Source organism: Novosphingobium sp. BL-S-20 (genome assembly GCF_055521635.1).
In genome coordinates this window covers 507,446-530,493 of the sequence record NZ_CM145494.1, presented here as the reverse complement: position 1 = coordinate 530,493, position 23,048 = coordinate 507,446, and the positions used below count along the sequence as shown (strand labels likewise).

18 protein-coding genes and 1 tRNA gene are annotated in these 23,048 nt (G+C 60.4%); 10 read left to right on the top strand and 9 right to left on the bottom strand.

The features are described 5' to 3' along the window. Nucleotides 1-22: 22 nt before the first annotated feature. Both ACZ1II_RS10235 and ACZ1II_RS10230 read left to right on the top strand, forming a co-directional pair. Complete coding sequence (locus tag ACZ1II_RS10235) at nucleotides 23-1,822, top strand: IlvD/Edd family dehydratase (RefSeq protein WP_465146329.1); 1,800 nt, start codon at nucleotides 23-25, stop codon at nucleotides 1,820-1,822. Nucleotides 1,823-1,949: 127 nt separating this feature from the next. Further along, complete coding sequence (locus tag ACZ1II_RS10230; protein WP_465146328.1) at nucleotides 1,950-2,804, top strand: SMP-30/gluconolactonase/LRE family protein; 855 nt, start codon at nucleotides 1,950-1,952, stop codon at nucleotides 2,802-2,804. Nucleotides 2,805-2,992: 188 nt separating this feature from the next. Here the strand turns inward: ACZ1II_RS10230 and ACZ1II_RS10225 are convergent, their stop codons facing one another. Further along, entirely contained in the window at nucleotides 2,993-3,367 is a 375-nt protein-coding gene (locus ACZ1II_RS10225) for a hypothetical protein (RefSeq protein ID WP_465146327.1), read from the bottom strand. Between the two features lie 199 nt (nucleotides 3,368-3,566). On the opposite strand from ACZ1II_RS10225, the gene ahpC reads away from it, so the two are divergent. Both ahpC and ahpF read left to right on the top strand, forming a co-directional pair. Continuing rightward, nucleotides 3,567-4,133, top strand: coding sequence for an alkyl hydroperoxide reductase subunit C (gene ahpC / locus ACZ1II_RS10220; protein ID WP_465146326.1), 567 nt, complete (start codon nucleotides 3,567-3,569; stop codon nucleotides 4,131-4,133). Between the two features lie 145 nt (nucleotides 4,134-4,278). Continuing rightward, nucleotides 4,279-5,889 carry an alkyl hydroperoxide reductase subunit F gene (gene ahpF / locus ACZ1II_RS10215; RefSeq protein WP_465146325.1) on the top strand — a complete coding sequence of 537 codons (1,611 nt, stop codon included), beginning with the start codon at nucleotides 4,279-4,281 and terminating at the stop codon, nucleotides 5,887-5,889. Nucleotides 5,890-6,108: 219 nt separating this feature from the next. Here the strand turns inward: ahpF and ACZ1II_RS10210 are convergent, their stop codons facing one another. The 3 genes from ACZ1II_RS10210 to ACZ1II_RS10200 form a co-directional block, all read right to left on the bottom strand. Continuing rightward, nucleotides 6,109-6,795, bottom strand: coding sequence for a DUF2490 domain-containing protein (locus tag ACZ1II_RS10210; RefSeq protein WP_465146324.1), 687 nt, complete (start codon nucleotides 6,793-6,795; stop codon nucleotides 6,109-6,111). Nucleotides 6,796-6,827: 32 nt separating this feature from the next. Then, a complete protein-coding gene (locus ACZ1II_RS10205; RefSeq protein WP_465146323.1) occupies nucleotides 6,828-7,076 on the bottom strand; it encodes a hypothetical protein in 249 nt (82 codons plus the stop codon). 331 nt (nucleotides 7,077-7,407) lie between these two features. Next, entirely contained in the window at nucleotides 7,408-7,836 is a 429-nt protein-coding gene (locus tag ACZ1II_RS10200) for a hypothetical protein (RefSeq protein WP_465146322.1), read from the bottom strand. Between the two features lie 293 nt (nucleotides 7,837-8,129). Here ACZ1II_RS10200 and ACZ1II_RS10195 point away from each other — a divergent pair, with 293 nt between their 5' ends. Then, entirely contained in the window at nucleotides 8,130-9,008 is an 879-nt protein-coding gene (locus tag ACZ1II_RS10195) for a DUF3617 family protein (protein ID WP_465146321.1), read from the top strand. Nucleotides 9,009-9,011: 3 nt separating this feature from the next. Here ACZ1II_RS10195 and ACZ1II_RS10190 read toward each other — a convergent pair whose 3' ends face one another. Continuing rightward, entirely contained in the window at nucleotides 9,012-10,181 is a 1,170-nt protein-coding gene (locus tag ACZ1II_RS10190; RefSeq protein WP_465146320.1) for an aminotransferase class I/II-fold pyridoxal phosphate-dependent enzyme, read from the bottom strand. Between the two features lie 732 nt (nucleotides 10,182-10,913). Here ACZ1II_RS10190 and ACZ1II_RS10185 point away from each other — a divergent pair. From ACZ1II_RS10185 to ACZ1II_RS10170, 4 genes are all read left to right on the top strand, one after another. Continuing rightward, nucleotides 10,914-10,989 (top strand) — tRNA-Thr (locus ACZ1II_RS10185). Nucleotides 10,990-11,152: 163 nt separating this feature from the next. Beyond that, nucleotides 11,153-12,340: a tyrosine-type recombinase/integrase gene (locus ACZ1II_RS10180; protein ID WP_465146319.1), complete on the top strand. Its 1,188-nt coding sequence runs from the start codon at nucleotides 11,153-11,155 to the stop codon at nucleotides 12,338-12,340. A gap of 161 nt (nucleotides 12,341-12,501) precedes the next feature. After that, complete coding sequence (locus ACZ1II_RS10175; protein ID WP_465146318.1) at nucleotides 12,502-13,749, top strand: hypothetical protein; 1,248 nt, start codon at nucleotides 12,502-12,504, stop codon at nucleotides 13,747-13,749. A 202-nt stretch (nucleotides 13,750-13,951) separates the two neighbouring features. Next, nucleotides 13,952-14,587, top strand: a complete 636-nt coding sequence (locus tag ACZ1II_RS10170; RefSeq protein WP_465146317.1) for a hypothetical protein — start codon at nucleotides 13,952-13,954, stop codon at nucleotides 14,585-14,587. A gap of 361 nt (nucleotides 14,588-14,948) precedes the next feature. On the opposite strand, the gene ACZ1II_RS10165 is transcribed toward ACZ1II_RS10170, so the two are convergent. The 4 genes from ACZ1II_RS10165 to ACZ1II_RS10150 form a co-directional block, all read right to left on the bottom strand. After that, nucleotides 14,949-18,143, bottom strand: a complete 3,195-nt coding sequence (locus ACZ1II_RS10165; protein ID WP_465146316.1) for a type I restriction endonuclease subunit R — start codon at nucleotides 18,141-18,143, stop codon at nucleotides 14,949-14,951. 5 nt (nucleotides 18,144-18,148) lie between these two features. Next, the gene (locus ACZ1II_RS10160; RefSeq protein WP_465146315.1) at nucleotides 18,149-19,375 is read right to left on the bottom strand and encodes a restriction endonuclease subunit S; all 1,227 of its coding nucleotides are present in this window, start codon (nucleotides 19,373-19,375) and stop codon (nucleotides 18,149-18,151) included. Further along, nucleotides 19,372-21,507 (bottom strand): class I SAM-dependent DNA methyltransferase, encoded by a 2,136-nt coding sequence (locus ACZ1II_RS10155; protein ID WP_465146314.1) that lies wholly within the window; start codon nucleotides 21,505-21,507, stop codon nucleotides 19,372-19,374. The genes ACZ1II_RS10160 and ACZ1II_RS10155 overlap by 4 nt, the downstream gene beginning before the upstream one ends. A 655-nt stretch (nucleotides 21,508-22,162) precedes the next feature. Then, nucleotides 22,163-22,372 (bottom strand): SDR family oxidoreductase, encoded by a 210-nt coding sequence (locus tag ACZ1II_RS10150; protein WP_465146313.1) that lies wholly within the window; start codon nucleotides 22,370-22,372, stop codon nucleotides 22,163-22,165. 119 nt (nucleotides 22,373-22,491) lie between these two features. Here ACZ1II_RS10150 and ACZ1II_RS10145 point away from each other — a divergent pair, with 119 nt between their 5' ends. After that, nucleotides 22,492-22,767 carry a hypothetical protein gene (locus ACZ1II_RS10145; protein WP_465146312.1) on the top strand — a complete coding sequence of 92 codons (276 nt, stop codon included), beginning with the start codon at nucleotides 22,492-22,494 and terminating at the stop codon, nucleotides 22,765-22,767. Nucleotides 22,768-23,048 lie beyond the last annotated feature (281 nt).

Here is a 23,048-nt window from a genome sequence, read left to right as displayed (position 1 = left end):
CCTCGAAAAGAAACGATCGCCCATGACCGACAACAAGACTGCACCGAAGCTGCGCTCGCGCGCCTGGTTCGACAATCCCGACAACATCGACATGACCTCGCTCTATCTGGAGCGTTACCTGAACTTCGGCATCAGCCTTGAAGAGCTTCGCTCGGGCAAGCCGATCATCGGTATCGCCCAGACCGGCAGCGACCTGTCGCCCTGCAACCGCCACCACATCGTGCTGGCCGAGCGCATTCGCGAGGGCATTCGCGAGGCGGGCGGCATCGCGCTGGAATTCCCGGTCCACCCGATCCAGGAAACCGGCAAGCGTCCGACCGCAGGCCTTGACCGCAACCTGGCCTATCTCGGCCTGGTCGAAGCGATCTACGGCTACCCGCTCGACGGCGTGGTGCTGACCACCGGCTGCGACAAGACCACCCCGGCGCTGCTGATGGCGGCCGCGACCGTGAACATCCCGGCGATCGCGCTTTCGGTCGGCCCGATGCTCAACGGCTGGCACAAGGGCGAGCGCACCGGTTCGGGCACGATCGTCTGGAAGGGCCGCGAAATGATGGCGGCAGGCGAACTCGACGCCGACGGCTTCATCAAGCTCGTCGCCTCGTCGGCCCCGTCGACCGGCTACTGCAACACCATGGGCACGGCGACGACGATGAACTCGCTCGCCGAAGCGCTCGGCATGATGCTGCCGGGTTCGGCCGCGATCCCCGCGCCCTACCGCGACCGCCAGGAATGCGCATGGCGCACCGGCAAGCGCATCGTCGACATGGTTCACGAGGACCTCAAGCCCTCGGACATCCTGACGCTCGACGCCTTCCATAACGCCATCGCCGTCAACGCCGCCATCGGCGGTTCAACCAATGCCCCGATCCACCTTGCCGCGATCGCCCGCCACATCGGCGTCGACCTGCCGCTGAAGGACTGGGAACGCATCGGCCACAAGATCCCGCTGCTGGTGAACCTCCAGCCCGCCGGTGAATACCTCGGCGAGGACTACTACCGTGCAGGCGGTGTCCCCGCCGTGGTCGCGCAGCTCATCAAGCAGGGCCTCATCCACGAGGGCGCGATGACGGCCAACGGCCAGACCATGGGCGACAACTGCCGCGACGCCACGATCGAGGACGAGAAGGTCATCAAGCCCTTCGACCAGCCGCTGGTCGAGGAAGCGGGTTTCCTGGTGCTGTCGGGCAACCTGTTCGACGCCGCCATCATGAAGACCAGCGTGATCTCCAAGGAGTTCCGCGACCGTTACCTCTCGAACCCCGCAGACCCGGATGCCTTCGAAGGCAATGCCGTGGTGTTCGACGGTCCCGAGGACTACCACCACCGCATCGACGATCCGGCCACCGGTATCACCCCCGACACCCTGCTGTTCATGCGCGGCGCCGGTCCGATCGGCTATCCGGGCGCGGCGGAAGTCGTCAACATGCGTCCGCCTTCGTACCTCATCACCGAAGGCGTCCACTCGCTGCCGTGCATCGGTGACGGCCGCCAGTCGGGCACTTCGGGCAGCCCTTCGATCCTCAATGCCTCGCCGGAAGCCGCGGCCATGGGCGGCCTCGCCCTGCTCGAATCGGGCGACCGCGTGCGCATGGACCTCAAGAAGGGCCGCGTGGACGTGCTGATCTCCGACGAGGAACTGGCCGCTCGCCGTGCCGCTCTCGAAGCCAAGGGCGGCTATGCCTACCCGGCCTCGCAGACCCCGTGGCAGGAAATCCAGCGCTCGGTCGTCGGCCAGATGGATACCGGCGCGATCCTCGAAGGCGCGGAGAAGTACCAGCGCATCGCCCAGACCATGGGTCTGCCGCGCGATAACCACTAAGATCGAAATCCTGTCCGGCCTAGCCACCGGATGACCTTTCGGCCCCCGTCCCTGCCTGTCCCCTTAAGGGAAAGGACGGGGCGGGGGCCGATCCATAAACATCTGGCCATTTCCACGGGAGAGTTACATGACCCTTTGGCGCAAGATCGATCGCGAAGTGTGCGATACCCTCGGCGAAGGCGCGCTCTGGAGCGCGCGCGACAATGCTTTCTACTGGGTCGACATCCTCGCCCCCGCACTCAATCGCCTGAGCCTTGCCGACAACACCGTGACCCGCTGGGACATGCCTGCCCGCCTCGGCTGGGTCGCCCCGCGCGCGGAAGGCGGCCTGATCGGCGGCTTCCAGGACGGCGTGGCGAACATCACGCTCGATCCGCTGACGATTTCCGAGCGCAACGACCCCGAGCCGCACCTGCCCGGCAACCGCATGAACGACGGCAAGGCCGACCGCCACGGCGCGATCTGGTGCGGCACGATGGACATGGCCGAAAAGGACGTGACCGGCTCGCTCTACCGCCTCTCGCCCTCGGGCGAATGGCAGGTGATCGACACCGACTACACGGTGCCCAACGGCCCGGCCTTCTCGCCTTGCGGTAACTGGATGTACCATGCCGATTCGGGCCGCCGCGTGATCTACCGCTTCGCGGTGGACGAGAAAGGCGCCAACAACCGCGAAGAGTTCATCCGCTTCTCCGAGGAAGACGGCTATCCCGATGGCATGACCACGGATGCCGAGGGCTACCTCTGGACCGCCCATTGGGACGGCGGCCGGATCAGCCGCTTCGCCCCTGATGGCACGCGCGAACGCTCGATCGAACTGCCGGCGAAGCGCATCACCAACATCGCCTTCGCGGGTAAAAAGCTGGACCGCATGTTCGTGACTTCGGCGGCGACCGGCTTACCCGATTCCGAATTTGATGGGGCGCTGTTCGAAGTCGAATCCGGCGTCACCGGCAATCCGGCCGGAATTTACCTCGGCTAACGAAGCGGCGGGGTGGAGAACCTCTACCATACTACCCCGCCACCCTCGACAAGCAGAACAACCCTCTACCCCCAAAACAAAGTGTGGCGATCTTCTTCGACTTCGAAAAAGGCCAGATGCACTGTATCTGTTGGGACATCGGGCTTTCCTAAACAGACAGCAGATTGGACTTGTCGAAGACCCGTCACCTATCCTTCAACTGCGTCGGGCAGTGCCGAAGTGTGCGCTTCCAGCCGTCCTTCGCCGAGATAGACGAGAGCACAGCTCGAACTGCCCGCGCAGAACCGCTGCACCGGCGCCAATGCGCGGGCGCCGTAGCGGTAGGTCAGACCGCCTTGGGTGATCTCCAGCCCGGACATGTCGCGAACCCGGTGCTCATGGGCGAACAGCACCGCCTTCCCCTGTTGCACCGGCGCCCAGAAAGACCATTCGTCATAGAGACGATGATGATAGCGGAACCGCACATCTTCCGAGGCACGATTGTCCAGCGAGGTCGGCCAGTTGTTGCAGCCGCCAAGCGAGGCGCAGACGGCCAGGAACAGCGCAAGTCGTATCGTCTTCATGCCGCAGCCGTAGCCCTATTCACCCCGCCACCGCACGGCTTTTCGCATGTGCGAGCATTTTATCGACAGAAACGTTCAGTCCACCGCGACTGATCGGCCATTCCGATCAAGTCAATCGGATCAACGCCCTACACATCGTCACACTGTCGGCCTATCTCCCTCCTCGAACTTCAACACCCAATCGAGGGAGCTTACATCCATGGGTATCGTCGGCAGCCAGATCAAGCCGTTCAAGAACACCGCCTTCCAGGCCGGCAAGGACTTCTTCGATGTCACCGAAGCGGACATCGCCGGCAAGTGGGCCGTGTTCTTCTTCTACCCCGCTGACTTCACTTTCGTCTGCCCCACCGAACTCGAAGACCTCGGCGAGCAGTACGCAACCCTTCAGGGCCTCGGCGTCGAAGTCTTCGGCGTTTCGACCGACACGCACTTCAGCCACAAGGCCTGGCACGACACCTCGGACAAGATCGGCAAGATCCAGTACGCCTTCCTCGGCGACCAGAACCACGCCCTGACCAACAACTTCGGCGTTCTGCGCGAAGGCGTTGGCCTTGCTGACCGCGCCACCTTCGTGGTCGATCCGGACGGCGTGATCCAGCTGGTCGAAATCACCCCCGAGGGCGTGGGCCGCAACGCCGCCGAACTCGTCCGCAAGATCAAGGCTGCCAAGTACTGGCGCGAGCACCCCGGCCAGGTTTGCCCGGCCAAGTGGGAAGAAGGCGAAGAAACCCTCGCTCCCTCGCTCGACCTGGTCGGCAAGCTCTAAGACCCACGCGAACCTTTAGGGTCGCGTACTGACGGTGTGCGGCCCGGAGTTCCCTCTTCCGGAGCCGCACCCCGTGCGCCTCCCACACGGAAAAGCCGGAACCCGGACCGCCCCGTTCATCACGAAATTCGAAGGACCCAAGACCATGCTCGACGCCAACCTGAAGCAACAGCTCTCGCAATATCTCGGCATGCTGCGCGAGCCGATCGAGCTCGTCGCCTCTCTGGACGACGGGCAGAAGTCTGCCGAGACCCGCGAGCTGCTCGAAACCATCGCCTCGCTCTCGGACAAGGTCACCGCCACTTTCGACGGCGACGACGCCATGAGCGGTGGCCGCCGCCCCAGTTTCATCATCCGCCGCGCGAGCGACGCCAGCGCCTGGGTGCGCTTCGCAGGGCTCCCGCTCGGCCATGAATTCACCTCGCTGGTCCTCGCCCTGCTCTGGGCCGGCGGACACCCGCCCAAGGTTTCCGAAGAGGCGCTCGAAATCGCCCGCGCCATCGAGGGCGAGCACGAGTTCGAGATGTACTTCTCGCTCTCCTGCCACAATTGCCCCGACGTCGTGCAGGCGCTGACCCTGCTCTCGCTCAACAACCCGCATGTGAACGCCACCCTGATCGAGGGCGGCACGTTCCAGGCGGAAGTCGAGGAACGCGGCGTCATGGCCGTTCCCGCCGTCTTCCTGAACGGAAAGATGTGGGGTTCGGGCAAGATGAGCATCGAGGAAATCCTCGCCAAGCTCGACACCGGCGCCGATGAGAAGGCCGCCGCCGTGCTCGCGGGCAAGAAGCCCTTCGAAGTGCTCGTCGTCGGCGGCGGTCCTGCCGGTGCCTCGGCGGCGATCTACACCGCGCGCAAGGGCTTCTCGACCGGCGTGGTCGCGGAACGCTTCGGCGGCCAGGTGCAGGACACCATGGGTATCGAGAACTTCATCTCGGTTCCCTATACCGAAGGCCCCAAACTCGCCGCCGCGCTGGAAAGCCATGTCGCCGAATACGACATCGACGTGATGAATCTCCAGCGCGCCGAAAAGCTGATCCCGGCGAAGGAACTGGGCGGCTATCACGAAGTCGTCTTCGCCAACGGCGCTTCGCTCAAGGCACGTTCGCTGGTGCTGACCACCGGCGCCCGCTGGAGGAACCTGGGCGTGCCGGGTGAGGCAGAGTACAAGAACAAGGGCGTGGCCTATTGCCCGCACTGCGACGGCCCGCTGTTCAAGGGCAAGCGCGTGGCGGTGATCGGCGGCGGCAACTCCGGCGTCGAGGCGGCGATCGACCTCGCCAACATCGTCGGCCACGTCACCCTGATCGAATTCGACTCCAAGCTGCGCGCCGACCAGGTCCTGGTCGACAAGCTGCAGTCGATGAAGAACGTGGTGATCCTCACCAATGCCCAGACCACCGAGGTCGAAGGCGACGGCGACAAGGTGAACGGCCTCGTCTACAAGAACCGCGAGACCGGCAAGGAACAGAAGGTCGATCTGGAAGGCGTGTTCGTTCAGATCGGTCTGGTGCCCAATACCGAATGGCTGAAGGACTCCGGCGTCGAACTCACTGCTCGCGGCGAGATCGTGATCGACGACAAGGCGGCCACCAACCTGCCCGGCATTTTCGCGGCAGGCGACGTGACCACGGTGCCCTACAAACAGATCATCATCGCCATGGGCGAAGGCTCGAAGGCGGCGCTGTCGGCCTTCGACTACCTGATCCGCAACGCGGCCCCGGAAGAGATCGTCGAGGCTGCCGAAGCGGCCTGATCGACGCGACGCTGAAAAGAGGAAGGGCGGGAGTCGAAAGACTTCCGCCCTTTTCCATTACGTATCCTCAGCCAAGTTCCCTTGTCGCCCCAGCGAAGGCGGGGGGCCCGCTTCTTCTTCCATCAACGACCATAGGAAAAGAAAGCGGAGTCCCCGCCTTCGCGGGGACGACGGACGTACGGGGGAGTGCGTGGAAGAATGGCCGCGAAAACCCCGCGCTCAGTGCCGGAAGAACAGCGAAACCGAAGCCACGTGGTTCACCCGCGTCCGCCCGCGGGTCTGGTCGATCACCTGGTTAAGATAACCAAGTTCCACCGTCGTCGCGCCCTTCACGCCGAGTTCGACGCCGACGAAAGAGCGCAACTGGTCGAACCCGCCGCGCGCCCCCCAGTCGGTATCGTTAAGCGCGACGAAACCCTCGGCATAAACGAGCGCGTTCACCGTATTGCTGCCCGGTTTCAGCGGCTTTTCGTAGCGCAGCATTTCGCGCAGGCGCCAGCCCGTATCGCTGCCGTCCGAACGCCAGCGCTGTTCAAGCCGCGTGCGGGAGGTCAGTTCGCCGTCCCAGGGCTTACCAACGAACCAGTTGAGCTGCTGGAAACTGCGCTCTTCGTTCATGTCCCTGCTGCCATCCACCGGCAGCACGACATGGGCATAACCCTGATAGAGTGTGACCGCAGGCGAGAGCTTCAGGCCCACCGCCCCGCGCAGCAGAAGCTGGTCGAGCCGCGAGGCACCGTCACCCATGCGCGGCTGAAGCTCCGCAAAATAGACGACGTCGCCGGTAATCGGCCCCATCGCCGTAAGGTTGATCCAGACCTGCTCGTCCTCGTGGGTTTCCGCCGAGGCAACGGCAGCAGTGAACGACGAAGTAAGTGCGAGGCAGCAGGCAATAACGCGGCGCATGGGAACCCAGATCGAAGAAACAGATATGCTCCTTATGAATCGATCTTTTCCGCCCCATGTCCAACAAGTTTTTGCTGATGGCTAGGATCGCCCAGCACAAGCAGAAAACACCGAACCTTCAGGGAATACCGCCGGTTCTCACGTGAGCCGATTGCCTGCGCTTGGCCGATACCGATCAACTCAGCAGCAATAAAACGTTCCGCTGGTTTTGGTTCGACTTTGCGAAAATTCCATTGCGAAGCGCATCGTTCAGGCCTGCTGGAACGCGCGATCGATCGCATCGGCCGCTCCAGCCCGGCGCAAGTACCCAAACCATTCTTGGCCGAGTTACTGAATGGGCCAGCAGCGTTCGCTTGCGCGAGACTATGACTCACACCTGAATCGACCAGCCATAAGGACGCAAGTGAGAGATCCTTGGCGGCGTCACCAACGGGTTTTCCAACTGCCTCATCGGCGAACGGCGCTCGATCAGCCCCCAATCTTAAAAATCATCGGGTGAGCATGCCAACGAACTGGCGGCCAACCACACGTCCAACGCAATCGGCATCGCCTTCAAAGCTGCTCTGGCAAGCTAAAGTGGCAATCCAATCGAACATCGTGGCGTCCATTTGCTTAAAGCTGCACCTTGCTCAATGCAGACGAAGCCCCGACGACTCTGAAGATTGCACGCTTTGTGTTGCGTCCGGCGCTCCAATCGCAATAACAGTTCCGACACATAGCCATGAGCAGGGCAAGAGAGCTCGTCGCCGCTTCGCAAATCAGCTCCTCCGAGCCATCCGGCATGACCAAGGTGGCCATGCAATTTCCACCCAGACCGCGAGACCAGGTGAAAACCTCGCCTTCGCCAATCAGGGCAAGCACCGCGCTCTCGATCGCACTGCAAGCAAGCATGGCTTCGACTTCGGCAAACTCGGCACTTTCCCGTTCCTGCGTGCGCAAGTCGGGCCGGAACAGAAGCATCGCCTCGCGAATGCGATCCATTCCCTCGCCAGGCGCACTGCTTGCACAGGCTTGGCAGGAGTGCGCAATTGCACGGTCCATGCCACGCTATCAAAACCAACCTGATCCACGGGACTCGCCACCGTCTCATTGGCTGACGTCCGCCAAAGTCACCAAGTGTTGCGAACTGTAAATCCGCACAGGCTGCAAGGTTCTTGCCGCGCCGCGCCTTGCAACAATCTTACCGGAGCTGGTGAAACACCCTTTCGTGACACAGCCTCTCGACAGGAAAATCCGCTTGCTTTGATTAAAACTCTGAAAGGCAAACGTTAGCAAACCATCGCCATCCTTGCTCCCCGCCCCGATGTGCATACCCTCATCGCATGGGAGACAGGATGGAAAAGGGCCGCACCGCCCGCTTTCTGATGGCTGGGATACTCACCCTGGCGCTGTTTTCAGCCGCCTCCTTTGCCCCCACACAGGCACAGGCACCGTCAGTGGAGAGCGAAGACATCATCGTGATCGGCCGCAAGATGCGCAAGGTCAAGCTCAACTACGCACTATGGGGGGCGCACATGAAACAGTGCGATGTCGAGATTTCCAGCGGGGCCGAGCATATCGACCGCTTTGTCTGTACGGTTCTAAATGCCTGTATCAAGGACGGATTTCGCGATGCAAATTCGGCCAAGGCCTGCCTTGATGAGCGGATCGCCTCGGTCGCCTACCGACCGCCGCGATGGCTACCTGCAGAGCACAAACCAGCTGAAGACGAACCGGCCAAAAACGAACCGACTGGCATACGTCCACCCCACCCCGTCGCCCTGTCCTCTCCGAAACCACCCGAACCGTCCGACGCGGAAATCGTCGTGACTGGCGGAAGGCCGCATGTCGCGCCGGGTCTTTGGCGGATCGACCAGTCTCCGACCTTCAGCGAGACACCCGATCCCAAATTCCAGCCTTTACCCAAGAGGGTCTATACCGTCTGCATCGCGCACGAAAATCGTGACACAGCACTGGAAACGCTCCTCTCCGCCGCAATCGGCCCGTCGGACGAGGGCCTCTGCACGATGTCGACCGTCCGCGTAAAAAGCCGCAAGGTGACCGGCGGCAAGACCTGTAGCTATGGCTTCGGGTCTCTCAGCTACGACCTTCACGGCAAAGTGAACGGCAAGACGATGGACACAGCCCTATCGATATTCGCCGAAAGCAGGTCACTCAAAACGCGATATCGCAGACGCATCACCGGCACGCGGATCGGCGACTGCCCGGCGTGACTGTCACGCGCTTGGTGTAACCTTCCCGCTTGCCTTGCGCTCTGCAAACCAGGGCACCATGCGCGCGATCGCCTCTTCCACCAAAGCGGTCGAAACCGCGAAGCTGAAACGGATGAAGCGGTGGCCGTCGACCGGGTCGAAATCGACGCCTGGCGCGGTGGCAACCCCGGTGTCGCGCAGCAATTGCTGGCAGAAACCAAGGCTGTCATCGGTCAGGTGGCCGATATCGGCGTAGATATAGAAGGCTCCGTCCGGCGGTGCGATCCGGTCAAGCCCGAGACTCGGCAGCGCCGCCAGCAACAATTCCCGGTTCCGAGCATAGTTTTCGACATGGCCTTCCAGTTCCGCCGTCTCGTCCATGGCAATGAGGCCGGCGTGCTGGGAAAGCACCGAAGGCGTCAGGAACAGGTTGCTCATCCGCGCCCGCGCCGGACCCACGCATTCCTGCGGCACCACCAGCCAGCCGAGCCGCCATCCAGCCATCGAGTAGTACTTGGAAAAGCTGTTCACCACCACCGCTTCGGGCAGATGCTGCAAGGTGGACTGGGCCGTCACGCCATAGGTGAGACCATGGTAGATCTCGTCCGAAATCACGCGGATGTTCTTGCGGCGGCAGACTTCGGCAATGGCCGCAAGCTCCTCGGGCACGATCACGGTGCCGGTGGGATTGGCGGGGCTGGCAAGGATCAGCCCGTCCGGCGCGGGATCGAGCGCATCGAGCGCAGCCGCGGTCACCTGATAGCGCTCGGCCGGACCGCAGGCCATTTCCACGGGTTCGAGATAGAGCGTCTTCAGCGTGTTGCGATAGGCGACATAGCCCGGCCGGGCCAGTGCTACACGCGCGCCGGGCGTGAAGAGACTGGACAGCGCCAGCACGAAAGCCGGCGAGGCCCCACACGTGAGGATCACCTGCTCGCGGCCGACCTCGACACCGTAAGTGTCGTGATAGTGCCGGGCGATGCGATCCAGCAGCGCGGTGCTTTCCCAGTAGCCGCCCGGATCGCTGTCGAGCACGCGGTGGGCGGCGGCGATCGCGGCGGCGGGCGCTCCGGTGGAGGGCTGCCCATACTCCATGTGGATCACGTCGCGCCCCTGCTCCGCCAGTTCATAGGCAAGACGGCCGATGGCCATGGCGTGGAACGGGTCAACCTGCGCGATCTCGGGAGCTTTCATGGCGGCGGTGCTAAAGCGTTTTCCTCCCGAGTTGAAATGCTCTTGTTGCACCCCATCGTATTTTTGCAGCGCACAAGCCCGGCGCCACGGGGGAAAGCGCGTGGCGGGTCGCCTTAATGCGCCCGTCCGTATGAAGCGTGATCTGCCTCACGGCGCCCAAGCAGCGAACCTGCCATAACCGCCCTGTTCGAATCAGCGGCGGCAACGTCTCCGATGCGGACACTGCTGCGAACCGGCCGACCCGTGATGCGACCCCACGGCAAGGCTCTCACGGCAGGCGATTTTCGCATAACTCGGCGGCAGTCTGGCCGATATCGGCCGAACCAGTCCCCTCTGGAACCAGTTTTCTGGAGACTGCCGCTGGCTTTGTAAGGTTTCCCATCCGGCCGCGACCGGATCGCGGTGCCGGACCACGTTCGCCCAGAACGCGATAATCCCGGGGGGGAAGTTATCGCAGGGGGTGACCTCCCTGTCGAGGTCTGGCGTTTCAGTGGGCCGGCACCGCGCCTCTCCGCAACGATCACAACCAGAACGCTCCACGGCTTGCGGAGCGTGCATGGCTCACGTCGCGTTCACACAAAATCATGCCGCGACGATCGCCCAAGATTCGCAATATGCATAAGAATACGGTGCCATCGCGATCTGTATAAGAAAGGCCCTTGCACGCAGCCCCACTCCCCGGTAAAGGCGCCCCCTGCCCCGGAATGGGATTACCCGCTCCAATCAAGGCAAGCCGCTTTAGCTCAGTTGGTAGAGCACATCATTCGTAATGATGGGGTCACGTGTTCGAGTCACGTAAGCGGCACCATAATTCCCTTTGTCAAGCGTTTTTTCGCTCCAAAAAACCCCGGAAATCAGGTATAATACGACATCGGCTTTCCGGTGGCGTCCCCCTCTGTCCACCTCCATCCAGGTGAATTGGGGGCCCCGAATCGGGGGCCTTTTCGATCCTCTCGATTCGGGGCCCCCAGATGCTGACCACAACCCAGATCAACGCCCTCAAACCCCGCGAAAAGGCTTATAAAGTCGCGGACAGCAAAGGGCTTTACGTCCTCGTCAATCCCAACGGATCGCTGCTCTGGCGGGTCAAATTCCGGTTCCACGGGATCGAAAAGAAGATGGCGCTTGGACGCTATCCGGATGTCGGCCTCAAGGAGGCCCGGGAAAAGCGAGATGAAGCCCGCGAGCAGCTCGAAAGTGGCGTCGACCCTGTCGCGGCCCGGACGCAGGCTAAGGTGGAAGCGGAGATCGCCGCTCGCACCACATTCCGTCTGGTGGCCGACGAACTGATCGAAAAGATGGAGTTGGAGGGTAAGGCCGCCTCGACACTCAAGAAAGCCCGGTGGTTCGTGGATGTCCTGGGCCCGGCCATTGGCAACCGCCCAATCGCCGACATAACTGCACATGAGCTACTCAAGGCTCTTAAGAGGCTCGAACGGAAGGGGCATCATGAATCGGCTATTCGCGCCCGATCGTTCGCTGGACGCATTTTCCGATATGCAGTCGCGACCCTACGAGCTCAGCACAATCCCGCCGACATCCTGCGCGGAGCTCTGATTAACCCCAAGGTAAAGCATCACGCCGCGATTCTGGAGCCGGCTCAGTTTGGCGAGCTCTTGCGCGCAATTGATGGGTATGGCGGAAAGATCGAGACCAAGCTGGCACTACAGTTGCTGCCACATGTCTACCTTCGGCCGGGGGAACTCAGGAAGGCTGAGTGGCCGGAGATCGATTTTGAAGCTGCGGTGTGGCGCGTGCCTGCCGAAAGGACGAAGATGCGCAAGCTGCACACCGTGCCGCTCTCAACTCAGGCTCTCGCCCTCCTGAGACAGCTTAGGGATTTCGGGAATTCCGGCAGCTTTCTGTTCCCTGCGAACAAGACCTTTTTGAAGCCTATCTGCGAAAATACCCTCAATGTTGCGATCCGTCGGTTGGGGTACACCGGCGACCAGATGACCTCGCACGGTTTTCGCGCGACTGCGAGCACGTTGCTCAACGAATGTGGTCTCTGGCATCCGGATGCGATCGAGCGGTCCCTTGCACACCGTGAACGCGATCTGGTGCGTGGTGCATATCACCGCGGTGCTCATTGGGAGGAGCGAGTCCGCATGGCGCAATGGTGGTCCGACCATCTCGTGGAGCTCAGGGACGGCGCCTAGGTTCTGCACCTCAAGTTCGGTACGTGATCGCAAGCTTGCTGGTCAGCGAGCGAAGGTCCTTCTTTGATGCCTGATGCGCTTCGGTGGGGTAGTACCGCAGCGGCTTTTTCTTTGCGCATCGCTGGCTAGGATGGGCAGCGATCAGCAGCAGGAAACCCTGGATGGCCCGTACCTACTCTCGGCGTGAGTTCTACGATCTCGTCTGGTCCAAGCCCATCACCCACATCGCGAAGGATTTCGCGCTTTCAGATGTCGCGATCCACAAGATCTGTCGCAAGCACGAGATACCGACACCGCCACCCGGCTACTGGGCCAAGAGAAACGCAGGGAAGAGCGTCGTGCAAGCCAAATTGACGAAGGCGTCGCGAACTACGCCCGACAACGTCACGATCGCTGCTCCCGAGTTGCGCGGTGAAACTGCTGCGGTAGCAGCGGCCCGCGAAACGGCTCGCGTGCGCGCCAGCGATGAGCCTGTCGGCGCAGTATCGCACCCCATTATCGAAAGAACTCTTGCGGGACTGCGTGCCGCTTCGCCCTCGCACAGGGGCCTTGTGAGCGTTGAAGGCCCTGACGTCATCAAATGCGAGATTGCTCCAGCCTCGATTGATCGCCTGGGTGAGATCCTCAAGCGGATCATGGCGGCGGTGGAGCAGCAGGACTTTCATCTCGAAGTTGGCGAGCGGCGTGCTTGCTTCCATGGAGATGGCGAGACGATCGAGCTGTCGGTTACCGAAACCTTCAAGCGCGAAAAACATAAGCCGACGGCGGAGGAGGAGGCAGCGGAAGCGGCCTGGAGACGAAAAACGGAGCGCCGGCGAGGAAACCCTTGGGACTGGGAGCGCGTGCCATACCCCACTGTTCCCGAGTGGGATTACATCTGCACCGGGCAGCTCGGCATCGAAATGGAAGGCACCTATGTCGCCAGCGGTCAGGAGCCCCGCAAGACCTTTCGAGACGGTAAAGTCCAGAAACTGGAGACCCTCGCAAGCGACATAGCTGTCGCTCTTGCGGTGCTGGCCGTAGTAAAGCGTGAAGCACGCGAGCGCCGTGCCGAAGAGGAGTTGGCGCGGCGGGCAGCCCAGCGAGAGCGAGAGCGGCCCTTCCGCGAAGAGTTCATCGCCGAGCGGCGACGCGCGTGTCTCGACGGTCTGCTTGAAGATATGGCACGGCTGGAGAGGCTGCGATCGCTGGAACAGAGCCTGTCACGAATGGAGGCAAAGCCGGAACACGGTCGCGTCTCCACTTTCGTGCCGTGGCTTCGCGCCGAGTTATTGCGGCGAGAAGCCATGCTCTCGATCGACGGCATGGAGGCACGTTTCCAAGCCGAGCGCATCTTCGGTGAGGATGACGACCACGGTTTTCAGTCCAACGCGTGGCGGAGCCAATGGTCGGTTTCGGACGTCGGCTGAAGGCGCGACCGTAATCTTTTCAATGAGGTAAAGCTGCCCGCACAAAGTCTGATAGGTTCGGGATACCCACCATTGCGGCGACTGGCACCGCGCGGCGTTCGGCCACGAGCACGTCTCCGGCTGCGGATTGTAAAGTCATGAAATGTTTGCAAGGCTGAGACCCCCGGCACCCATGAGGGTCGGGCGGCGCTCGGAAGAATACATGAACCAAGGCATGGTAGAAAACAGGGCTCCCGAAACAAGTCACTCGGTGCGCGTCTACACGCGGTGGCATCAGCTCGCCGTTCCGTTGGGCTTTTCCCTGGGCATTTTCATAGGAATCTTCGCGGTTTATCAGTATCATTTGGTGTTCGGCGCCATGGGCCTGGCGCTCTTGGGTATCGTTGTCCCGCCGATGGTCGCAGGGCTCGGCTTTCCGACCCGCGACAGTCTGACCATCGGTTCGCTGGGGCTGGAGTTCGCACGGCGGGGGCCGGTTTCGTTCGCGGCAATATCCGGATGGAGCGCGGAGGACTATGTGAGGCTCAGTCGCAGGAAAGGACCGACGCTGATCATCGTCGCTCAAGATGCTCCCGCGCGCAGGCGCCTCCACGAAGAATTCCGGACCGGACTGCGACTTTGGCAGACAGGTCTAGCGGCCGGCGCCTCCAAGGCCGGAGAAGAGCGCTTCCATGGCGGTTGGCGCGGACGTGCGGTGGGAGCGGCGATCGTTGCGCTGTCGCTGGCGGTCATCGTGCTGTCGCTGGCGATGCGGGAGCCTGCCTATCACCTCGTGGCGGTCGGCGGTCTGGGCGGGGCATTCGGCGGCGTGATGCTGGCAGGCATCAGGCCTTCCTGAACGAGTTTGTAATAGCCGTTCGCAATAAGAGGGCGGCACATAGAACGGGTCCAGATATTCTCAAGACTGCCATCTGAGACGCCGGCCAAAATTACTCTGATAGAAATGAGCGGGCGTTGGCGGCCAACTTCACGACGCGGGATGATCAACGGGTGCCTGTTAGGGAAATGCCGAAAACGACCATTTTGGACGCTCAGCACCCGTTTCAGTCCTCCAGGTGAGGACCGTCCGCAATCCGGCAGGTGTCGACCAATATGAGCCGTTCCGACGAGGGGCTGCGATTGTCAGCTCTCACCGGAACCGGTCGATCCATTCAGACAGAGGCCTCCTGCCCCTTCAAATTACCTCCAATGTCGAAGCATCACGCGGCATGCCGATCCAGACTGCGCCTAGTCATCATGTGAGCAAAGACCGCTTGTGCCTTTAAGTCCACTTCGTTCGGCTCATAGCTTTGGGGGAGGCCGGTTCTATCATCGTAGAGGAAGTTTGTTATCGCCACGCGAACCGCATCGCGCGTCGCCTGCTTCCCGGCAAAATCCTGCATGGTGTTCAATTGCTGTTTCAAGATTTCATATAGCCCAACGGCGACCTTCTTCAGCTTGACGATGTCGCTCTTTTCCAAGTCAGGCTTCATCAGCAAATCGAACAGGGCCAGGGTTTCTTCGTCCAATCCTTCGCGCACTGCACGGCGCTGTTCGCCATCCAGTTCCTCCGCCAGCACCAGGAGCGCCGCGAAGGTCCGCTCGATGTTCACGGCATCCTTCTCGCTGTTATAGTCCGAGACCAGTTGCTCATAATGTTTCTGGAAATCGGTGCGCAGCGGATTTTGGCGTAGCATCATTTCCAGCTTTTTCTGGATGGCATCCTTCAGGCTTTGCACGGTCGTGTTTTTGCGAGGGCTGCGTTCAAATTCCTTCTTCAGCTTCTCGAAGTCTATCCGGCTAATGTCATACAGCCGATAATCTTGATCGTTGTGATCAACCTGCGTTTCGATGCTGGCATTCACCACAGCATGCAGTTCGCGCATGATATCGGAAATGTCGGCCTTCTTCACATCCTCGTCCAGGCTGTTGTAGATGACCTTGATTGCCGCAAACCGCTGGCGGTAGGCATTCACGGCCCGGAAGTTCACGCATGCCTTGAATTTCTTGAACACCTCGCGCGCCATGATCTGAAACCGTTTGCGGCTTTCGTCATTCTCGTTGACCGCTTCCTTGGCGTCGATGATCGCTTTGTTCCGATCAAATCCGACCTTCTCCAGAATGTCGAGCAACCGGAAATCACGCGCGGCCAGAAATCCTTCCGCCGCCTCGATCGCCTCTTCCAGATCGGCCAACAATTCTTCAGGCGGTCGAACCGGATCGACTTCCGGAGGGAGATCGCCCGGATTGCCCAGGCCGCCCCCCGGCGTGCCGGCATAGGTAGCCAAGGCCTTGCGCAAATTCTTTAATATGCCGCAATAATCGACGATCAGGCCGTTATTTTTCCCTGCACTGACCCGGTTGGCCCGTGCGATAGCTTGCATGAGCGTGTGCGCCTTCAACGGCTTGTCCAGATACAAGGTCGATAGGCTCGGTACATCGAAGCCGGTCAGCCACATGGCGCACACGATGGCGATACGGAACGGATGGTCCTGTTTCTTGAAGGCTGATTCCAGATCGATGCGTTTGCCGTCGTCCGTTTCAAAGCCGTTCTTGATCAGCGCCCGGTGCGGTACGATGTCCAAATCCCATTTGCGGAACTTGTCGACTTCGCCTTGCTCCTCCGAAACCACCACGGCTGCCCTGGTGGCCTTGACCCAAGCAAGCTGGCGCTGCCGGTCGGCCAGATCCTGTTCGTCAGTCGCCTGCGCCAATTCCTTTTCAAGGCTGGCGATCCGCAAATCCCAATGCTTCGCGATCAGCGCGTGCATGCGGACGCACGTCACCTTATCGATGCAGACCAGCATGGCTTTGCCGCTTTCCCATGCGGTCGTGTAATGCTCCACGAAATCCGCTGCGACCTTGTCCAGCCGGGTTTCCGCGGTGATGATATGATATTCGCGCTTGAGCTCATTTTCGAGCCGTTCAGTTACACTGGGATCGTCCAGTTCCAGCTCTTCCAGCTTCGCGGCGATCTTCTCATTCAGGTCATTTGTGGCGACACCCAGCTTGTCCCCGCGCGCATCGTAATAGAGCGGCACGGTCGCGTTATCCTCCACCGCGCGCTGGAAATCATAGGTGGAGATATAATCGCCGAACGTCTGCTTGGTCGTCTCGTCGCCGCTCATCAGCGGCGTTCCGGTAAAGCCCAGAAAGCTGGCATTGGGCAGGGCGTTGCGCATGTTGAGCGACAACAGGCCGTTTTGCGTCCGGTGCGCTTCGTCGGTGATGACGATGATGTCGTCGCGATCCGAATAGGGATCGATGGGATTCACATCCTGATTGAAGCGGTGGATCAGCGTGAAGACATAGGGCTTCTGCACCGCCAGCAGTGACTTCAGCTCCGCGCCGGTGCCGGCCCGTACTTGCGCCTTGTCATTATTGACTAGCCCACACCCGGCAAAGGTGCCGTAAATCTGGCTGTCCAGATCGATGCGGTCGGTGCAGACGAGGAAGGTGAAGTTCGCCCCGATCTTGCGATGCACCTTCTGCGTCAGGAAGGCGATGGAATAGCTCTTGCCCGAGCCCTGCGTGTGCCAGAACACGCCCAGCTTGCCGTCGCGCGCCTTACGATCCTTCACCGCGGCGATGGCGCGGTTGACGCCCAGAAACTGGTGGTTGCGCGCCACGATCTTGACCATCCGTTCGCCGCCATCATCGAACAGGATGAAGTTTTCCAGAATGTCGATGAAATTGGCCTTGGCGCAGACGCCTTTCAGCATCGTTTCCAGATCGACAACGCCCGGTTCGTCTTCTTCCAGCCGCTTCCAGTCGTTAAAATGTTCATAGCGGCTGGAGAGCGAACCGATCTTCGCCGCATGCCCGTTGGTCAGGATGATGAAGGCATTGTGGTGGAACAGGTGCGGGATCGTGTCCTTATAGTCGGACAGATTCTGCTCGTAGGCATGGCGAATGTCTTTATGGACCGCCTTGCACTCCACGAACAACAGCGGCAGGCCGTTGACGAAGCCGACAATGTCGGCACGGCGACGATACAGGTCGCCCTTGATCCACAATTCCCGCACACACAGGAAATGGTTGTTCTCGGGCGTGTCGAAATCGATCAGGCGCAGCCGCTGTTTGACCAGTTCGCCCTTCGCATTGCGGAAGCTGGCCTGCACGCCATCCTTGACAAGCGCATAGGCGTCCCGGTTGATAGCCATCAGGCTCGACCCCAGCGGCGCATCAGTAATCTGGCGCAGCGCATCGGCATACGCGGAGTCCGGCAGGCCGGGATTCAGCCGGATCAGCGCCTCGCCCAGATGGCGGGTCAAGATGACATCCTGTTCGGAGGCGCGGCCCAGCGTTCCCTCCGCGCCCAATATTTCGGTGTTGAACGCATACACGCTGTCCCAGCCTAGCGCATCGGCCAGATAGTCGGCCATGGTCGCTTGAACCAGCGTGTCTTCGTTCAACGGCCTCATAGGGCGATCGCTCCGCTCATCAGCTTGGGGAGGAGTAGGTCGCGGGCTTTGGCGAGTGCAGCGTTCATAGCCGCCAACCGTTGGTGTTGTTCAAACATAGCCTGTACCGCCTCTTCAAAATCGACCATCAATGTCGATGACGGCATTAATATCTCGAAATTAGCAACCGTATCTTTTGTGATGGCTTCTCGTGTTGCCCCTCCAGCTCTTGCGATACTGAGGAGAATTTCTTTGTTCCGATTGGAGTTGATGGCATGCGTCAGGAAATTTGGCCCACACTGCAACGGATCGTGCCTAACAATCATCACATGTTGATTCACTCTGGCGGGCAAGTGACGCTCTGGCACCTGACAACACCTACCGACTGACGCGCCGGTTATATTCAGAAGCACGTCGCCCGGTTGAAGCGTTACATTGTTCAGTTTTGCCGCTTGTTCATCACTGATGAATGTCAGGCCATCGTCTTCGAACAGAAAATCATAGACATTCTGGCTCCTGATTAGCGTGATCCCGCTATCCTGATAGGCAGCGCTACCGCCGCGCGGTGTCGCACCGCTACCGATCTTCGTCGTGATGCGCCCGATCCTTTTCCGTTCCCATCCCTCCGGCACGCCGTTGATGATTTTGACATGTTCATGGCCGGGGAAGCGGAAGCGGACGAACCATTCTTTGTAAAGATGCTGTGCGGCCTCCTCCAACAAGGCAATCCGCCGCCTGTTATTCTCGATCAGGTCATCATATGCCGATAGCGTCGTGACGATACGTTGTTGTTCAGCCAATGACGGAAACCGGATTTCCAGCTTGGCAAGCTTTTCTTTAGGTAAGTGCTTGATAGTCGAGCCAGTGAATAGGCCGCTAAAGGCATTGCTCCGCCCCATTTGTAGGAAGGTGTAATAAAGGAAACGGCTATCCAAGCAACTGTGAGGCCTGATGCGATGCAAGGCCTTTTGATACATCATACCGGGAACTTGCTCTTTCCATATCGCACAGCGGCCCGGTTCACCTCCTTCGCACATGACGATGTCGCCATGGCGCAACCCAAACCGATCCATCTCGTGATCTTGGAACCGCATTTCACGAAGATCATTTAGTTCGAATTCGCCCCAGCGCACATTTACGTTCGCCAGATATGGCAACAGTTGCCCACGATTTTTCTTTTGGTCCAGCATCTTGCCAAGATTGAAATCGGCAATGAGTGAAAGGGGGCGCGACGCCCAGCTCACGATCCCAGCCCCACAAAATTCGCCTGAATCTGCGCCGCCAGCGCCGCCGCCTCGTCATTCAACCCCGCCAGCTCGATATGAATATCGCGCATCACGCCTTCAAAATCGAAATCTTCATCCTCTTCTTCCGGGGCCACACCAACATAGCGGCCCGGCGTCAGCGACCAGTCGTTCGCCGCCAGTTCCGCCCGATCCACCAGCTTGACCAGCCCCGGGACCGCGGCCAGCCGCGCATCGGGAAAGCGGCTCAGCAGCCAGTGCGCCTGTCGGTGGAAATAGCGCACCAGTTTCAACTGATCGACGGCATCGCCCCGCGCCTCCTCCAGCCGCTTGACCGGGCTGGCCTTGCCGCGCTTGCCGCCCGTATCGCGATGCGCCTTTTCCGCCAGCTTGAACAACTGGTCGGCCTGCTTCACCAGATCACGGCTGGTTTCCGCCAATGGCTCCAGATCGTCATGGCCGTCATGTAATTCGGCAATGGCGACCGTGCCGTCGGCCCATTCGTCGCCCAGTGATTTGGTCGCTGCGACATAAGCGCCCCAATCCGCCTGAAAAACCTCGCGAGCGTTGGTCAAATCTGCGGGCGCGCCTTCGTCCAGCGTCTCGATCAGTCCGTCCAGCGCGTCCAGAAACAGCCCCATCGCCGCGTCGCTCGCCAGCGCCTCTGCCATCGCCCGGTTCAGATAGGCGGCGACCAGTTCCCGGAACCGCTCCTCCTGCCCACGATAAAGCCAGAAGATCGCCGTCAAATTCTGCGACTGTTCGGGGGAGAAGTCGAAAACCTTGCGGGTCACCTTGCGGAACACCTGGCGCGCATCGAGCATCAGCACCTTGTCGACATGCTCCGCCGCCTTCGCCTTGTCGAACATCCACAATTCGCAGGGGACGGTGCGGGTGTAGAAGAAATTGCCCCGGATCGCGATCATGGCATCGACATGGCCGGTCTCGATCAGCTTTTTCCGGACCTTGGCTTCCTCTCCACCCGCGCTGGACGCCTGGCTCGACATGACGAATCCCGCGCGGCCCGCATCCGACAGATAGCTGTAGAAATAGCTGATCCACAGATAATTGCCGTTGGAAACCTTCTTTCCTTTGTTCACGCCGGGCAGGCCGAACGGCAGGCGGGGGTCTTTCCTGATCTTCTCGGCGTCCACCTCGTCCACGTTGAACGGGGGATTGGCCATCACGAAATCGACTTTGCCCACCAGTTCATGCGCGTCGGCATAATACGTGATGCCGGGTTCGATCCGGCCCTCCAGGCCGTGAACGGCGAGGTTCATCTTGGCGAGCCGGATGGTCGTGGCGTTCTTTTCCTGACCGTAGAAGGTGGCGACCTTGGTCGGGTCTTGCTGCATCTTCTCGATGAAGTGGGCGCTTTGGACGAACATGCCGCCCGAACCGCAGGCGGGGTCGAGCACGCTGCCATGATCCGGCTCGATCGCGTTGACGATCATCTGCACGATGGATGGGGGCGTGAAGAACTCGCCGCCGTCATGCGCGCTCTGATCGGCAAACTGCGTCAGGAAATATTCGTAGATCCGCCCAAAAACGTCGCCCTTGGCATTCTGGAGCGCGGGATCGTTGAAGATGCGCAGCACGTCGCCCAGAACGTCGTTTTCCAGTTGCTGATACTCATTTTTGGGCAGCACGCCCGCCAGCGCAGCGTAGTCGCCTTCGACTGCTTCCATTGCCGCAATGATCGCGTTTGCGCGATCCGCGCCATCCGGCAGGCTGGCAAGATGATCGAACTGCGCTTCGGGCTGGAGGAAAATCGCGCCCCGGCTGGTGAAGTCTTCCTTCGTCAGGGGCCTGGTCACGCCGCCGCGGCTCGGCAAGCCCGCCTCGATCACCGGTTTAACTGCCAGATAGCGGCTGTAGGCATGGCGCAGGAAGATCAGGCCCATGACGGGCAAGAAATACTCGTTACTGGCAAAATCACTGTTGGCGCGCAGTTGATCCGCCGCCGTCCATAGGCGCTTTTCAAGTGCTTCGATATTGGAATCCATTACGCTGCTCTGCTCCCATTCGCTGGACCGGGGAATAGCAGCCACGCATTCATCACGACAGAGGCATGATGCCATTGCCGCTTTTTTCCGGCAGAGCGGCAATGAGTTGCGGTGCGTCAGCATCATTCAGTGGGTCGACTATCAGAATGTGGGGCGCCGCTTCGGCTGCCACGCCCATGGCGAAGTTATGCCGCGTCCTGATCTGACCAAGGGGGCCGCCACGCCGCAGCGTTCGCCGCCTTGGTATATTGCGCTGCGAACCGACGTCGCCGACGCGCTTCCAGCGCCAGCCGCTCGCGTGGCGCAGGATGCGGACCTCCAACCGCATCCGCTTCAGCACGCGGGTCGGTCGGACGCCGCCAGCGTGCGAGCAGTAAAGCTGTCGGGCACTGTCAGATTAAACGCACCTTCAGCATTCGCCGCTAGTTCGATCGGTCTGTCAGTCTTCGAGGTCGCTCGCTTCGTTCCCGGGTTTGCTGAGGTTTGCGGAGGCAGGCAACCAGAACCTGTGTGCCTTGGCGGCGTGGTACGGTTGCTTTGACAGCATTTACCGGAGAGCTGCAGCGAGTTTGCCGAGCCCATTCAAAGCCCTAAACCAAGGCGTTGCGCACACCGCGAAACCGACCCATTATGGACACTCAACGGCGTATTTTTCGTTCTCAAGTCCGGACGAACTGCTTGATCGGCAATTGCCGATCAAGTCAGGCGATTGAGAGATGGAATTGACCGGCCCCTGAGCGAGTTAGACCCGCTTTTTCGAATTCATGATCTCCTTTCGGGACTAAAAAAAGCCAGCGGTCCAGGCACCATCGACTGCAAGTTCCGCTCCGCGGATGTAGGATGCCTCATCACTGACGCGAAACAGCGATGCCTTGGGGACTTCGATCGATTGGCCAACGCAGCCCATCGGCAGTTCCAGTTGCGCAGCAATTGCTTTTGTTTTTCGCTTGGAAGAATCCAGCATTGGCATTTCGATCGCGCCGGGAGGCACGGGATTACCCGGATGTTACGAGGCGCCACTTCCATAGCCGTTAGACGCCAGCACTACTTGCAGCATCCCCTTAATTAGGCAAAGCTGATCGCACGCTCGAAGCAGGCTCAACGGTATTCATGACAAACGATAAGATCACGATTGACTTTGCAGACACGGCGCAGCTGGCAGACGGCCATTACCGTGTTTTCTACGGCATGCAGCATGGCAAGCGGGTTCGGGTGCTCATTCGTACTGATGATTGGGAGCGATTCCTGCAGGCTCATGACAATGAGGATGGGAACGAGGCGCGTGCGGATTTGGCGCGGATCGCCGCGAGCTTGAAGCCGTTTCGAATCGAAGTAGACGGTGTACCCGAATATAAGGTCGAATACGGCCGTCATCCCTCTATGTAAGGGAACCAACCGGCGAACGATGGCTTCAGCGGTTCGTGGTCGTACGTTTGCCAACGGGGTTTGCCCAAATAGGGGCACTGCAGTCCTAAGTTCGAAACTGGCCCTTTGTCCACTTTTAGGCAACGATTTGCGCTCCCTAAAAGTGGATGGTGTGCTTATCCATCCATTGGCTCAAGTGGCCCGCCTTCGAATAAGGAGTCTCAAGGACGAAATCGCGGGAAGCAATCAGACCGGTCAGGAGGGAGCTGGACACCCGCAATAACCCTGGATCTAGCAAAATC

Coding starts and splice junctions, on each gene's coding strand:
- ACZ1II_RS10155 (WP_465146314.1), bottom strand. CDS start 21,507: ATGATGCTGACGCACCGCAACTCATTGCCGCTCTGCCGGAAAAAAGCG.
- ACZ1II_RS10145 (WP_465146312.1), top strand. CDS start 22,492: ATGACAAACGATAAGATCACGATTGACTTTGCAGACACGGCGCAGCTG.
- ahpC (WP_465146326.1), top strand. CDS start 3,567: ATGGGTATCGTCGGCAGCCAGATCAAGCCGTTCAAGAACACCGCCTTC.
- ACZ1II_RS10205 (WP_465146323.1), bottom strand. CDS start 7,076: ATGCGATCGATCGCGCGTTCCAGCAGGCCTGAACGATGCGCTTCGCAA.
- ACZ1II_RS10210 (WP_465146324.1), bottom strand. CDS start 6,795: ATGCGCCGCGTTATTGCCTGCTGCCTCGCACTTACTTCGTCGTTCACT.
- ACZ1II_RS10230 (WP_465146328.1), top strand. CDS start 1,950: ATGACCCTTTGGCGCAAGATCGATCGCGAAGTGTGCGATACCCTCGGC.
- ACZ1II_RS10200 (WP_465146322.1), bottom strand. CDS start 7,836: ATGGACCGTGCAATTGCGCACTCCTGCCAAGCCTGTGCAAGCAGTGCG.
- ACZ1II_RS10175 (WP_465146318.1), top strand. CDS start 12,502: ATGGCCCGTACCTACTCTCGGCGTGAGTTCTACGATCTCGTCTGGTCC.
- ACZ1II_RS10170 (WP_465146317.1), top strand. CDS start 13,952: ATGAACCAAGGCATGGTAGAAAACAGGGCTCCCGAAACAAGTCACTCG.
- ACZ1II_RS10180 (WP_465146319.1), top strand. CDS start 11,153: ATGCTGACCACAACCCAGATCAACGCCCTCAAACCCCGCGAAAAGGCT.
- ACZ1II_RS10235 (WP_465146329.1), top strand. CDS start 23: ATGACCGACAACAAGACTGCACCGAAGCTGCGCTCGCGCGCCTGGTTC.
- ACZ1II_RS10190 (WP_465146320.1), bottom strand. CDS start 10,181: ATGAAAGCTCCCGAGATCGCGCAGGTTGACCCGTTCCACGCCATGGCC.
- ACZ1II_RS10225 (WP_465146327.1), bottom strand. CDS start 3,367: ATGAAGACGATACGACTTGCGCTGTTCCTGGCCGTCTGCGCCTCGCTT.
- ACZ1II_RS10195 (WP_465146321.1), top strand. CDS start 8,130: ATGGAAAAGGGCCGCACCGCCCGCTTTCTGATGGCTGGGATACTCACC.
- ahpF (WP_465146325.1), top strand. CDS start 4,279: ATGCTCGACGCCAACCTGAAGCAACAGCTCTCGCAATATCTCGGCATG.